Raw genomic sequence first — 14,359 nt, forward strand, 5'->3', positions numbered from 1 at the left:
GTTCCTCCGCGCGGGTGGCCCCGACGAGTCCGACCCGGACGGCGTAGCCGGTTTCCCGGACCGGGTGGAAGGCATAGGGCGGCGTGTCCCGGACCCGACCTGCGAGGTGTGCGTCGTGAAGAAATCCCAGAGCTCGCTCTTCCGGCACCGCCGGAGAAGCGCCGGCGACGGACGCGATCCGTACGGATGCAGCAGGTACGCCTCAGGGCCGGTTGCCGGGACCGCGCTGGTGGACGGGGTGACCTTCCGTGGCAAGGGCGTTCAGTACGCCGACGTGAACGGGATGGCCGTGTTCGAGGGCGACATCGTGCTCGGCACCGTCGAGGAGGTGGAGGCCGCCGCGGCCCGCGTGGGAGAAGAGGGGATCCGCGGACTGATCGCTCCGGGTGAGCACCGGCGGTGGCCGGACGGCGTGGTTCCCTATGTCATCGATCCCGCGCTGCCGCAGCAGGACCGGGTCACCGGCGCCATCGAGCACTGGGAAACGTTCTCGCGGATCCGTTTCGAGAAGCGGACCCCCTTCAACGCGCCCCGCTTCCCGGACTTCGTCCGGTTCACACCCAGCAACGGGTGCGACTCCCGGATCGGACGCGTCGGCGGCGAACAGCTGATCAACCTGGCTCCCGGCTGCGGCATGTCCGCGGTGATCCACGAGATCGGGCACGCGGTCGGCCTCTGGCACGAGCAGAGCCGCGAGGACCGCGACCAGTTCGTCGCCATCGACTTCGCCAACATCCCGACGGAACGTCACCACAACTTCAACCAGCACATCGCCGACGGCGACGACTTCGGCCCGTACGACTACGCCTCGATCATGCATTATCCGGCGCGTGCCTTCGCCATCGACCGGAACAGGCCGACCGTGATCCCCCGCCGGCCGCTTCCGCCGGGTGTGGTGCTGGGCGAGGGGACCGGCCTGTCGGAGGGCGACCGGGCCGCGGTTCGCGCCATGTACCACTTCCCCGAGCCCAAGCCCGTGTTCTCGGAATCCGTCACCAAGGAGGCGGTCAAGGAGGCGTCCTCGGATCCCCCCAAGCCTCCGCAGGACCCCATGTCGCCGACCTCCGTTCCGTTCGTGCTGGCCACCCCGCACCAGGCGACCGCTGCCGCGACCGCCGCGGGGCAACAGGACGGGCTCGCCGAGCAGGTGCAGCGACTGACCACGACGGTGGTCTCGCTCCAGCAGACCCTCACCGCCCTGGTCACCGACCACAACAGCCTGGTGGCCCGGATCGGCCCGACGGGCGTCGCTCCGCCGCTGCCGCCGCGATGATCCTCGTCGTCTCCTACGACGAGGACCACACCCTGGCCGTCATGGACGGGCTGACCGCGGCCGGCCGGGACACGGTGCGGATCGACCTCGCCGACTTCCCCGCACACGGCACGATCGACCTGGAATACCCGGCCGCGGGACCGCCCCGCCGTGCACTGAGCAGCCCCACCGTCGACACGGAGCTGGCCGACTGCCGCGTGGTGTGGTGGCGTCGGGTACGCCCCTTCACCCTCGACGCCCGCCTCACCAGCCCCCGCGACCAGGGCTTCGCGGCGAGCGAGACCGGACAGGCCATGGGCGGCCTGCTGCACTCGCTCGACTGCACCTGGGTCAACCCGCCCGCACTCGACTCCATCGCCCAGTACAAACCCCACCAGTGGGAGGCAGCACGCCGGGCCGGCCTCACGCTCCCCCGCACCCTGGTCACCAACCGGCCCGAGCGAGCCCTGCGGTTCATCGAGGAAACGGGCCTGGGCCGGACCGTGTTCAAGGCGTTCCTCGCCGGGCCCGAAGCCTGGCGGGAGACCCGGTTGGTGCGCCGGGAGGACCTGGACCACCTGGACACCGTCCGCCACGCCCCGGTGATCTTCCAGGAATTCGTGCCGGGCCCCGACCTGCGCGTGACCGTGGTGGGCGAGCGGATCCTCGCCGCGGAAATCGACGCCACCGCCACCGACTACCCCGTGGACATGCGGATGGTGGTCGGCGAGTCGAAGGTACGGCCCGTGACCCTGCCCCCCGCCCTGGAAGACCGGCTCCTGACACTGATGCGCCGACTGGGCCTGGTCTACGGCGCGATCGACCTGCGCCGCCGCCCCGACGGAGAGTACGTCTTCTTCGAGGTCAACCCGGGCGGCCAATGGCTGTTCGTGGAACGCCGCACCGGCCTGCCCATCACCGACGAGCTCGTCGCCCTGCTCACACGCCTCGACGAGGGCGGCGGCGAACGGCGTCATCCCGCGCCCGTCACGCCGGCGGGCATGCCGTGACGTACGTGGTCACCGGTGCCGTCGCACTGCCCGCAGGCACGCCGGCGGGCACCGCCGCCCTGGTGCTGGTGGAGGTCCGGGACGTCTCGCGGGCCGACGGCGGCTCCACCGTCGTGGGCGCCCAGGTCCAGACGGACGTGCCGATCGGCCCCGGCGGCCGGATCCCCTTCCGCGTCGAGGTGACCGTCGGTCCGGCCCCGGGGGCCCTGTACTCCCTACGGGTCCACGTGGACCGCACCGGCAGCGGCGTCCTGGAACCGGGGGACCTGGTCACCACCGAATCGCAGCCGGTCTCCGGGGCGCGGTCCACGGAACTGACCGCGCCCGTCACGATCGTCTGATCACCGCTGCGAAGCCCTCACACCTCCACGAACGCCAGGGTGTTGGAGCCCGCGTTCGCCACGCAGGCGTGGCGGCCGTCCTCGGTCAGGGCGACGCCGTGCGGCGCGCTGCCCACCGGGAAGGGGGCGCCCACCGCCGTGAGGGTGACGGTGTCGACCGCCACCAGGCACTTCTCGGCCGGCACGGTCACCAGCAGGCGACGGCCGTCCCGGGTGACGGCAAGTCCGTGCGGGGCCCCGGGCAACGCGACGGTGTGCGTCACCTTCCGAGCTGCGGTGTCGATCACAAGGACCTCGTCGGCGCCCGCGTCGGCCACGTACACGCGGGTGCCGTCGGGAGACACGGCCAGGCCGAAGGGGGCGACGCCCGCGCCGATGGGGGAACCGGTCAGGGTGTTGGTGACGGTGTCGATCACCAGCACGGCGGCCGTCCCGGAGTCGGCCACGTAGACCCGGCTGCCGTCCGGCGACACGCCCAGGCCGAGTGGGGTGCCGCCGACCGCGATGGGCGGGCCGGAGACGGAGGGGCCGGCCGTGCCGAGTACGTGCACGGCCCCGTTGGCTGGGTCGGTCACGTACAGGCGCTTCCCGTCGGGGGTCAAAGCCGCCATCCGGGGCTGACCGCCGACGACGACCGGCTGGCCCGTCACCGTCCCGGTGGCGGTGTCGATCACCGAGACGGTGCCGGACCCGGAGTTGGCGACGTAGACGCGCTTGCCGTCGGGCGACAGGGCCACACCGGACGGGGCGCTCCCCACCGGGACCGACCGAGCGCGCGTTTCGATCAGCGACACGTGGCCCGAGCCGGAGTTGGCGACGATCAGTCTGAGGCCGTCCGCGGTCAGCGCGATTCCGGTGGGGGTACGGCCCACCGGGATCCGCGCGACCACCGACCGGGTGGCGAGGTCGACCACGCACACGGTGCCGGAGTCTGCCGCGGTGACGTACAGCCGCGTCCCCTCGGGGCTCACGACGACTCCGCGGGGGCGGTGCCGGACCGGGATCGGATCGCCGGTCACCGTCTGCGTGTTGGTGTCGATGACCGACACGCTGTTGGCCCCCGGGTCCGTGTTGGTGACGTACACGCGGCGCTCGTCGGGGCTGACGGTCAGCGCTTCGGGGAATGAGCCGACCGGCACGGTGGCGACCGCCTGAAGGGAGACGGTGTCCAGTACCGACACCGTGTGCGCGTTGGTGTTGGCCACGTAGACGTGGCGGCCGTCGGGAGTGACGATCACCCCCAGGGGCCGGTCGCCCACCGGGATCGGCTGGCCCACCGTGGCCAGCGGCCGGGTGGAGATCACGGACACGGTGTCCGTGTCCGCGTTCGTGACGTAGACGCGCGATCCGTCCGGTGACACCGCCACCCCCTGGGATGCCTCCCGCACCGGCAGGGTGCCGGTGACCTTGCGGGTGGCGGTGTCGATGGCCGAGAGCACGCCCGCCCCGACCGCGTACACGGCCCTGCCGTCGCGGGACATGGCGAGGGACTGGGCTCCGGCCACGGTCACGGAAGCCAGGACCGCCTCGGCGCGCAGGTCCAGCACGCTGACCTTCGCCGCGCCCGAGTCGGCGATGTAGGCGTGCAGCCCGTCGGGGGTGACGGCCGCCGCGTTCGGTGCGGCGCCGGTGGGGATCTCGATGTCACGGGTGTCCACCACCGTCACCGCGTCCGCTCCGGCGGCGGTGACGTACGCCCGCCGCCCGTCGGGTGATACCGCGACCGACTCCGGGCGGGTCCCCGCGTCGGTCGTCAGCGAACGGGTGGGAACGACCAGCAGGGACTGGCCCTTGAAGGCGGAGCCGAACGCCCACTGCCCGTCGCGGCTGACGGCCAGCCGGAGGGGTGCACCGGCCACGCCGATGGTCCGACTGACCGTCAGTGAGCCGGTGTCGATGACCGAGACCGTCTCCGACTGGAGACTGGCGACGAGCGCATGCCGGCCGTCGGGCGTCACCGCGGCGTGCGAGGGGACGCCGCCGACCGGGATGGTACGGATCACCGTGCGGCTCTCGGTGTCGATGACCGACACGGCGTTGCCGTTCGTTCCCGGGACGAACACCCGGCGGCCGTCCGGGGAGACCGTCAGGGTCATGGGAGTCTTGGCGACGGGGATGGGGGTGCCGATCACCGTGTCCGTGGTCGTGTCGATGACCGAGACCGTGTCCCCGGCCGCGTCGGCCACGTAGGCGCGGTTTCCGGTCTGCGCCACCGCCAGGTAGAACGGATGGCCGCCGACCGGGATGGTGCGGATCACCGTGTCGGAGCCGGTGTCGATCACGGCGACGCCCGGGGCGTCCCGCAGCGCCACGTAGACGCGCCGGCTGTCGGGGGTGACCCCGAGGGCCCGCGCGCCCCCGGGCGTACTGATCGTCCGGATGACCGTGTTCGTCGTGGTGTCGATGACGGATGCTCTGCCCTCGTTGAAGTCGAGGGCGTACAGCCGCTTGCCGTCGGGGGTGGCCTCGACGTGGTGGACCGCCGTGCAGGCGAACGTGGCCACCACCTTGCGGGCGAAGGGGTCGACCACGCAGAACGTCCCGCCTTCGCAGGAGACGTACAGGTGCTGCCCGTCGGGCGCCATCGCCAGCATGCGCGGCACACGGCCGAGGGCGAGGGGGGCGGGGTTGGTGTGGATCACTGTTTCAGCATGGGCCCGGGCCGCCGCCGCTCTCCGTCATGACGAGACGGCCATACGGGTCGCCTGTCCGCAGGGGCGACCGGTGCGCCGGCGGGGCCGGCCTGACAGCGCCACTTCGACCTTCGGGTTGGTGCGATGTGTGCGCATAGCGCCATATTCACCGGAGTACATCCGCTATATGGGCACTGCGACCGCTCTGTGACCCTCGAGGCCCACACGTTCAAGGGTGGACAGGGCCGCTCCCACGGCCCCACCCGGGGAACAACCCCGACGAACCCGGGCCCCTGACCGTCGGCACGCCATCGGACACCGTTTCGTTATTTGCTGACGCACAGTCAATTGCTAATTTACGGAACGCAATATTCCGGTGTGGCACAGATCACCGGCGCGACAGGTGACGCTTGTCCGGTTTGCCGTATCAGGGCACATTTCTGGAGATCAAAAGGCCGTATACGGTCCTGCGAGCATCTGCTGTTCCTGTCTGGAGAAACACACGTGAGACTGAATCTGGGGGGATCCGCTCCGCGCAGTAGTTTGCGTTGGATATCAAGCGGACTCGTATTGGCGCTGTCGCTCACCGCCTTGGAGGGGATGGCATCGGCCAGCGCCCTCCGCAATGAGGTCAAGGCAGCCGAGAAGGCCGCGGCGAAGGAGACGGCGGGAGCGGTGGCCCAGGCCGCAGACCTCGCGTCCGCGCGTGTGGCCGCCCGACTGTCGGGCAAGCGGGTCGAGGCGCTGTCGGAGCGTACGGAGACCTCGACGACGTGGGTCAACAAGGACGGGTCGCTCACCAGCGAGCTGTCGGCGGGACCGATCCGGTTCCGCGACGTCCTCGGTGAGTGGCGCGACGTCGATGTGCGGCTCGCCGAGGAGGCCGACGGTTCGGTCTCCTCGAAGGCGCACCCGCGTGGGCTGAGGCTCGCGGGCAAGTCCGGGAAGAAGGCCGCATCGTTGGCGGCGGCGAAGTCCGCGCCCGCCACCGATCTGGTGACGCTGGGCGAGGGCGATCAGGCGATCACCCTCCAGTGGCGTGGTGGTCTGCCGAAGCCGGTGCTGGACGGCACCCGTGCCACCTACGAGAACGCCGTGCCGGGCGCGGACGTGGTCGTGGAGGCCACGCGTACCGGTTTCGAGCAGTTCGTCGAGGTCAAGGCGAAGCCGGCGGCCGGGTTCTCCTACACGCTGCCGCTGCGGACCAAGGGTCTGAAGGTCACGCAGCAGGCCGACGGCAGTGTCCTCTTCACGGACAAGAAGTCCAAGAAGACGGCCACCATGCCCGCGCCGGTCATGTGGGACGCGACCGTCGACAAGGTCTCGGGTGAGCACACCCACCGGGCGAGGGTCGGCCTGAAGGTCGTCAAGGCCAAGGGCGGCGTGGACCTGGTCATCACGCCGGACGCGAAGTTCCTCGCGGACCCCGCCACGAAGTACCCGGTGACCGTCGACCCGTCGACGTCGACGCTGGGCAACCTCTTCGACACGTACGTCCAGCAGGGCGAGACGGTCGACTGGTCGAACGACACCGAGCTGGACCTGGGCAACCCGGGCACGAAGAACGCCGACGGCACCTTCCGTACCGCGCGTTCCTTCATCACGTGGAACACGGCTCCGGTCGCGGACGCGCTGATCTCCTCCGCGACGCTGTCGCTGTGGAACTTCCACTCGGGCAACACCGACTGCACCGCCCAGCCCTGGGAGCTGTGGACCGCGAACAACGCGTCCACGGCCTCGCGCTGGACGAACCAGCCGTCGATGGTCACCAAGATGGTCACCTCGACGGAGACCAAGGGCAGCCCGTCCTGCCCCGCCGCGCCCGACGGCTGGATCAACGCCAACGCCACGAGCCTGGTGCAGCACTGGTCGAACAACAAGTGGGCGTACGCGGGCATGGGCCTGCGCGCCACCGACGAGAACAACATCAAGCAGTGGAAGCGGGTCAACTCCGCCAACGCCGCCTCGAACCCGCCCAAGCTGACGGTGACCTACAACTACCGTCCGCGCACCGGCACCAAGCAGGAGGCGGGCGCGCCGTTCTTCTCCTACGGCGGGGCCTACGTGGTCAACTCGACCACCCCGACCCTGCGCGACACCTTCGTCGACGCCAACGGCGACAAGGTCCAGGGCGCCTTCCAGATCTTCGACTCCGTCACCGACACCCAGGTCGGCGACGTCCTGCGCTCGTCGTTCGTGCCCTCCGGGCAGGTCGCCTCCGTGACCGTGCCGGCCGGGGTGCTCACCAACGGCAAGACGTACGAGTTCCGCACCAGCCCGTACGACGGCACGCACTACAACCTGGGCTGGTCGGCCTTGAAGACCTTCACGGTCGACACCGCCGCCCCCTCCGCCCCCACCGCCCTGAGCTCGACGGACTACCCGTCCAGCGCCTGGGTCAAGGGCGCGGGCCAGGCGGGCAACTTCACCGTCACCCCGCCCGCCGCCGACCACAACTGGCTTGAGTGGTCCCTCGACGGCACCACGTGGACCAAGGTCGCCACCAACGGCGTCGCGGGCGCGAAGACGATCTCCGTCACCCCGCCCAAGAACGGCACCCACACCCTCCAGGTGCGCGCCGTCGACAAGGCCGACAACAAGTCCGAGGCCGTGGAGTACACCTTCCACGCGGGCCCCGGCGGCTTCGTGCAGCCCGCCGACGGCGAGCGCACCGCCCGCCGCCTGCCCCTGGTCGCCGAGGCCGACGGCAGCAAGTACGACAAGGTGTCGTTCTCGTGGCGCCGCTCCGAGGCCGACGCCTGGACCACCATCCCGGCCGGTGACGTCACCGCCGGCGGCACCCCGCTGACCGCGTGGCCCGCCCCGCTGACGAACGGCAAGAACGCCGCGCTGGTGTGGAACGCCACCGACACCGTCGACCCCGACGGCAACGTGCAGATCAAGGCCGACTTCACCGGACCGAACTCGGCCGCGGGCAGCACCCAGCCGCTCGCCGTCGTCGTCGACCGCAACGCCGACAGCGCGGCGGGCCGCGACATCGGCCCCGGCTCGGTCAACCTGCTGACCGGTGACTACACGCTCTCCGCCACCGACAACAACGCGTTCGGCCTGACCGTGGAGCGCACCGCCTCGTCCCGCACCCCGGGCAAGGGCGGCAGCCTCGAAGGTCAGGCGCCGATCTTCGGTAAGGAGTGGACCAGCGGCGTCACCGCCGAGGCGTCCGGCTCCTCGTACAACCACGTCCGCAAGGTGTCCGACACCGCCGTGGACGTCGTGGGCGCCGACGGCACCTCCCTCCACTTCACCGCCAACGCCGCGCGCAACGGCTGGCTCCCGGAGCCCGGCGCCGAGGAGCTCACGCTCACCGGCTCCGTCACCGGAAGCTTCACCCTGACCGACGCCGAGGGCAGCTCCACGGACTTCACCAAGCCCGCCGGTGCCACCACGTGGCAGGTCAGCAGCAGCAAGAACAACGGCACGGCCGACTCCACCACCTCCACCGAGTCGGAGACCGTGACGGTCGGCGGCAAGACCGTGGCCCGCCCGGTGCGCATCTTCGCGCCCACGTCGGGCGTGACGCTCGCCCAGTGCAAGTCGGCGCCCGCCACCAAGGGCTGCCGCCTGCTCGAATTCGTCTACGCGACCTCCACCACGGCCACGGGCAACAGCACCGGGTCGGAGTTCGGCGACTACGCCGGCCAGGTGAAGGAGCTGCGGGTCTGGTCGACCGCGCCGGGCGCGGCCTCGGCCACCGCCAAGACCGTCTCGACGTACCGCTACGACCTGAGCGGCAAGCTGCGCCAGCAGTGGAACCCCAACCTGTCGCAGGCCACCCAGACGCAGTACTCCTACGACGCGGCGGGCCGGGTCACCCAGCTCGTGCCCGGCGCCGAGCTGCCCTGGAACTTCACCTACGGCAAGGCCGGCTCCGGCAGCGCCGCCAATGACGGCATGCTGCTGAAGGCCTCGCGCTCCGGCCTCAAGCAGGGCACCACCGACGTGGAGGAGGGCACGGCCACCACCTCCGTGGTGTACGACGTCCCGCTCACCGGCGCGAACGCCCCGCACGCGATGGGCGCGGCGAACGTGCTCGCCTGGGGTCAGACCGACGCCCCGACCGACGCCGCCGCCGTCTTCCCGGCGGACTCCGTTCCCGCGTCGAACGCGGGCAGCGGCCTCGGCTCCGGCGACTACGGACGTGCCACCATCCAGTACCTCGACAGCTCCGGCCGCGAGGTCAACACGGCCGCCCCCGGCGGTGGCATCACCACCACGGAGTACGACCGCTTCGGCAACACCGTGCGCAAGCTGACCGCGCGCAACCGCGATGTCGCAGTCGGCTCCTCGGCCGCCGCGTCCGCCGCCCGCGCCGAGCTGGGCATCGGAGCCCTCACCACCGCCGAGCGCGCCGAGCTGCTGTCCAGCCGGAGCGTCTTCGACGACAAGGGCACGCGTGAGACCGACGAGTTCGGGCCGCTGCGCCGCATCGAGCTGACCGCGGACCTGAAGTCGGGGGCCACCACCCTCGTCGCCGCGGGCAACTCCGTCACCGCCCGTTCCTGGACGGTCAACAGCTACGACGAGGGCCGTCCCACCGACGGCAGCGCCGTGGCGAAGGACCAGCTCACCAAGGTCGCCACCGGCGCCCAGGTGCGCGAGTACCCGGGCGTCCAGGGCGAGACCCGCACCGTCCAGACCGTCTACGACTGGACGCGGGGCCTGCCCGTCAAGACGATCGAGGACCCGTCGGGCCTGGCGATCACCACCACGACCGAGTACGACGCCCAGGGCCGCGAGACCAAGCGGATCGCGCCCGGAGCTGCGGCCGGCGACGCCACCACCACCGTGAAGACGTACTGGTCCGCGACCGGCACCGGCACCTGCCAGGGCCGCCCCGAGTGGGCCGACCTGCTGTGCTCCACCGGCCCCGGCGGAGCCATCACGGGCGGCGGCTCCAACCCCGCCCAGCTGCCGGTCGTCACGACCGAGTACGACTGGTGGGGCAACGTCTCCAAGCTCGCCGAGACGGCGAACGGCTCGACCCGCACCACCACGTACACCGTGGACGCGGCGGGCCGCCCGAGCAACGTCAAGATCACCGGTGGGGTCGGCACGGCCGCGCCCGAGAACACCTTCGAGTACGACGCGTCCACGGGCCGTCCGACCAAGACCGTCTCGCCCACCGGTGGCACGATCACCACGGGCTACGACAAGCTCGGCCGGACCGTCTCGTACACCGACGCGGACGGCGGTGCCACCACCACCGAGTACGACCTGCTCGACCGCCCGGTCAAGAAGAGCAACAGCATCCCGTCCTCGGTGACCTACACCTACGACCACGCGGCCGAGCCGCGCGGCCTGGTCACCACCACGACGGACTCCGTCGCCGGCGCGTTCGGCACCGAGTACGACGCGGACGGCACGGTCACCAAGGAGCGCCTGCCCGGCGGCTTCACCCTCAGCCAGACGGTGGACGCCGACGCCAAGGTCCTCGCCCGCACCTACACCCGTGACAGCGACGGCACCCTCGTGCAGTCCGACAACGTGACCCGCTCCGTCCACGGGCAGATCACGGCGGACGCGCAGAACACGGCGCAGCGCTTCGGGTACGACGCCATCGGCCGGCTGACCTCGGTGCAGGACACCGCCGACGGCATCTGCACCACGCGCGCCTACACCTTCGACGCGCGTTCCAACCGCAAGACCCGCACGTCGGCCACCGGCGTCTCCGGCGCCGACTGCCCGGCACCCGGCGGCACCTCCACGGCGTACACCTACGACAGCGCCGACCGCCAGGTCGACGCGGGCTACGTGTACGACGCGTTCGGCCGCACCACCGCCAAGCCCGGCGGTGTCACGCTCGGCTACTACGCCAACGACATGGTCCGCCAGGAGACGCTGGGCACCCAGCGCCAGACCTGGGCCGTCGACGGCACCAAGCGCATCCGCTCGTGGACGGTGGAGACCGGCAGCGGTTCCACCTGGACCACGCAGGAGTCGAAGACCAACCACTACGACTGCGCGTGCGACAAGCCGAGCTGGGTCTCCGAGGACACGGCCGGCGCCGTGACCCGCTACGTCGACTCCGCGGGCGGCGGCATCGCCGCCACCACCGGCAAGACGGGCGACACCGTCCTGCAGCTCAGCGACATCCACGGCGACGTCGCGGTCCAGCTTCCGCTGACCGCGGGCCAGCCGCCGGTCGTCCTCGACACCGACGAGTACGGCAACACCCGCGCCGGCACTCCGGACGCCCGCTACAGCTGGCTCGGCTCGCAGCAGCGCTCCGGCGATACGCTGTCCGGGCTGACCCTGATGGGCGCGCGCCTGTACGACCCGGCCACCGGCCGGTTCCTGCAGAGCGACCCGGTGCCCAACGGAGGTGCCAACGCGTACGGCTACCCGCCGGACCCGATCACCATGTACGACCTGAACGGCAAGAGCTGGTGGAACAGTGCCTGGGCCCTGTGGGACTGCGCCTGGGCTCTCTTCGAGTTCTTCGCCGGCTTCTCGTTCGTCGGCTGGGCGATGAAGTTCTACAAGGCCTACAAGGTGATCCGCAAGGCCGGCGTACGGCGTACGTACAACATCCTCAAGTCCCTGCGGGGACGGTCCAAGTGGAGCTGGAAGCGTATCGGCGGTGCCCTCGGCGGCGCCATCTCCACCTTCATGGGCATCAGGTCGATCAAGGACGACTGCGGCGCACTCTTCTAGTACCCGCTGTCGTGAACGCGTGACCGGCAGCGTGTGACACCGCTCGCCGGGTCCGGGGGGCTCCGCCAAGGAGCCCCCCGGACCAACACCCCCACCCGCCGTTCCCCCGCTCCGAAAGGACCCGCACCACCATGGACCCCACTCCCTGGGAGATCGCCGCACTCCTCGCCACGGTCGTCAGCACGCTGACCGTGGCCGCCGGCGTCTTCCGGTACGTCCGCGCGGTCCGCTCGCGCGACGCCCGGCGGATCCGGCGGGCAGAACTCGAATTCTCGCTCCCCGTCCTCGCCGCCACCCTCGTCGGCTTCGCGGCCGGAGAGCTGCTCACCGACCGGCACGTCGAGCTGGACTGGGACACCGCCCAGGCCTTGTTCATGCCGCTGCTCGCAGGCTCGGCGGCCGATGTCCTGCTCCGCGGCCGGCGCTACGGCCGGGCGACCGCCATCCTGCTGGCCCTGCTGGTGGCGACGGCACGCGCGGCCGTCAACTGAGGCAGTCACGGCAACCGAGAGAAGCACCGCCGTCCTGCGCGACGAGGACGCGAGGAGGAAGCGGCGATGGCGGACAGCGCGGTGGGCCGCCATGGACCGCCGGGCCGCCGAGCTCCTGACCGACGTACGGTTCGCGGCCCGGGGCCGGCATGCCGAGCCTCGCGCTCGCGGAGTTTCAGACCAGAAGGGCGCCCGCGTTCCCCCCGGCGGGTACGGGAGTTGACTGCGGGGCGCCGGCCGTGCCGGTGCGGGCCGGGTCGAAACCCTTGGCGATGAGCCGGACGGCCAGCGCCACCTCCCATGCGAAGACCGGTACGGCCAAGGCAGAGCCCGTGACCGAGATCTGCTCGTAGACCCCGAACATCACGGCCACCGCGGAGGCGCATATCAGTGGGCCTCCGATCAGCCCCAGCACGGCGATGAACCGCGGTACGAGCCGGGCGCGGTACATCACGTACGCCAGCAGCACCGTGTTCAAACCCAGCGCGACGTTCGGCCCGACCAGGAACGTCCAGTCGTGCAGGACCACGAGGGCCCGGTCGACGCCCGCGGTGCCGGTGGCCTGCACGGTGCCCGGGAGCCCCGCCGTCTCCTGCCGCAGCGTCACGAGCGTCAGGACGCTGAGGACGCCGACGGTGATGACGGCGGCTTCCAGGAGGCGGAGGCAGGCGTACCCGAGCGCCATCCCCTCGTGCCGCCTCCTGAGGACGGGGAACAGCACGATCCCGGTGCCGATGACGGCGGCCACGAGGGTCAGTTCGCACAGTGCCCCGAGGAACGCCGAGGTGGCGGCTCCGGAACCGAGGGTTCCCGCCACCCCGTCCAGAACGGGTCGGTAGAGGGCCAGCCCTGCGATCGCGGCGACCTCGGTCACCAGGAACAGCACGCCCGCGGCCACCGCGGTCCTTCTGTCTGAGCTCATCTTCGGTCCTTTCGACCAGGAAGGTGTACGCCGTACACCTTCGCTCGCGCTCACCGTATGTGTACGGCGTACACTCGTCAAGGGGTACCGACCGGTGCCCGATCGCGAGGAGAGACGAGATGGCACAGCAGCCGGAGGCCGGGCGCCGGGCGCCGCTCAACAGGGAGCGCGTACTGCGGGCGGCCGTCGCCCTCGCGGACGAAAACGGCATCGAGTCGCTCAGCATGCGCAGACTCGCCCAGGAGCTGGGCGTCGTGCCGATGGCCCTCTACAAGCACGTCCCCAACAAGGAGCAGCTCCTGGACGGCATGGTCGACACGGTCATCGCCCGGATCGACGTGCCGGAGGGCGGTACCGGCTGGAAGGACGTGGTCCGTCGGCGTGTCCTCTCGGCCCGCCGGGCCCTCCTGCGCCACCGCTGGGCCGCACAGGTGATCGAGTCGCGAACCGGGCCGACCCCGGCCGTGCTGGAGTACCTGGATTCGATGATCGGGGCGTTCCGGGACGGCGGCTTCTCCGTCGACCTCACCCATCACGCGATGCACGCCATGGGCAGCCGGCTGCTGGGTTTCAGCCAGGAGTTGTTCGACGACTCGGGGAACGCCGCCCCGAGCGGCGGGGCCGAGGAGCTCGCGGCCGGGGCGGCCATGGCGGCGAGGTACCCGCGGATCGCCGAACTGGCCGCGGGGGCCGCCCACGACTCGACGTCGACCGTCGGCCGGAGCTGCGACGACCAGTTCGAATTCGAGTTCGCGCTGGACCTCATCCTGGACGGCCTGGAGAAGCTTCACCAGCGGGGATGGACGTCCGCCGGGGCCGGGGCACCCGGGGCGACGTAACCCGCGCCGATTCCGCTGTCGGACTCCGGTACGCAGCTGGGCACTCGGCGCACCACGGACATCTGCAGGCCGCCGAGGGCCCCGTTGGGCGCCAACGTCGGCGTGCACAGCAGGTGCTCCCCCGCCGGGACGGCGCCGAGCCTGATCAGCGTGTCCGTCGAGACCGGCGCAGACGGGGAGGAAGCACCCACGACAT

8 protein-coding genes are annotated in these 14,359 nt (G+C 71.2%); 6 read left to right on the plus strand and 2 right to left on the minus strand.

Annotated elements, in window-relative coordinates; genetic code table 11:
• Positions 1-115 precede the first annotated feature (115 nt).
• From OG764_RS02680 to OG764_RS02690, 3 genes are read left to right on the plus strand one after another with little or no spacing between them, the layout of a single operon-like run.
• Positions 116-1,273: a M12 family metallopeptidase gene (locus tag OG764_RS02680; RefSeq protein WP_328966735.1), complete on the plus strand. Its 1,158-nt coding sequence runs from the start codon at positions 116-118 to the stop codon at positions 1,271-1,273.
• Positions 1,270-2,262 carry an MvdC/MvdD family ATP grasp protein gene (locus OG764_RS02685; RefSeq protein ID WP_328966736.1) on the plus strand — a complete coding sequence of 331 codons (993 nt, stop codon included), beginning with the start codon at positions 1,270-1,272 and terminating at the stop codon, positions 2,260-2,262. The genes OG764_RS02680 and OG764_RS02685 overlap by 4 nt, the downstream gene beginning before the upstream one ends.
• Entirely contained in the window at positions 2,259-2,603 is a 345-nt protein-coding gene (locus OG764_RS02690) for a hypothetical protein (RefSeq protein WP_328966737.1), read from the plus strand. The genes OG764_RS02685 and OG764_RS02690 overlap by 4 nt, the downstream gene beginning before the upstream one ends.
• A 17-nt stretch (positions 2,604-2,620) precedes the next feature.
• On the opposite strand, the gene OG764_RS02695 is transcribed toward OG764_RS02690, so the two are convergent.
• The gene (locus OG764_RS02695) at positions 2,621-5,245 is read right to left on the minus strand and encodes a YVTN family beta-propeller repeat protein (RefSeq protein WP_328966738.1); all 2,625 of its coding nucleotides are present in this window, start codon (positions 5,243-5,245) and stop codon (positions 2,621-2,623) included.
• A 591-nt stretch (positions 5,246-5,836) separates the two neighbouring features.
• On the opposite strand from OG764_RS02695, the gene OG764_RS02700 reads away from it, so the two are divergent.
• A complete protein-coding gene (locus OG764_RS02700) occupies positions 5,837-11,911 on the plus strand; it encodes an RHS repeat-associated core domain-containing protein (protein ID WP_328966739.1) in 6,075 nt (2,024 codons plus the stop codon).
• Between the two features lie 131 nt (positions 11,912-12,042).
• On the plus strand, positions 12,043-12,402 hold the full coding sequence (locus OG764_RS02705) for a hypothetical protein (protein ID WP_328966740.1): 360 nt from the start codon (positions 12,043-12,045) through the stop codon (positions 12,400-12,402).
• A gap of 175 nt (positions 12,403-12,577) precedes the next feature.
• Here the strand turns inward: OG764_RS02705 and OG764_RS02710 are convergent, their stop codons facing one another.
• Positions 12,578-13,324 (minus strand): DUF4386 domain-containing protein, encoded by a 747-nt coding sequence (locus OG764_RS02710; protein ID WP_328966741.1) that lies wholly within the window; start codon positions 13,322-13,324, stop codon positions 12,578-12,580.
• Between the two features lie 119 nt (positions 13,325-13,443).
• Here OG764_RS02710 and OG764_RS02715 point away from each other — a divergent pair, with 119 nt between their 5' ends.
• Positions 13,444-14,163, plus strand: coding sequence for a TetR/AcrR family transcriptional regulator C-terminal domain-containing protein (locus OG764_RS02715; protein WP_328966742.1), 720 nt, complete (start codon positions 13,444-13,446; stop codon positions 14,161-14,163).
• The last annotated feature ends 196 nt before the right edge of the window (positions 14,164-14,359 follow it).

It is taken from the genome of Streptomyces sp. NBC_00239, from assembly GCF_036194065.1.
GTDB lineage: Bacteria > Actinomycetota > Actinomycetes > Streptomycetales > Streptomycetaceae > Streptomyces.

What these genes read in the sequence shown, in the direction of transcription:
- OG764_RS02685 (WP_328966736.1), top strand. Translation starts at nt 1,270, where the DNA reads ATGATCCTCGTCGTCTCCTACGACGAGGACCACACCCTGGCCGTCATG.
- OG764_RS02700 (WP_328966739.1), top strand. Translation starts at nt 5,837, where the DNA reads ATGGCATCGGCCAGCGCCCTCCGCAATGAGGTCAAGGCAGCCGAGAAG.
- OG764_RS02705 (WP_328966740.1), top strand. Translation starts at nt 12,043, where the DNA reads ATGGACCCCACTCCCTGGGAGATCGCCGCACTCCTCGCCACGGTCGTC.
- OG764_RS02710 (WP_328966741.1), bottom strand. Translation starts at nt 13,324, where the DNA reads ATGAGCTCAGACAGAAGGACCGCGGTGGCCGCGGGCGTGCTGTTCCTG.
- OG764_RS02715 (WP_328966742.1), top strand. Translation starts at nt 13,444, where the DNA reads ATGGCACAGCAGCCGGAGGCCGGGCGCCGGGCGCCGCTCAACAGGGAG.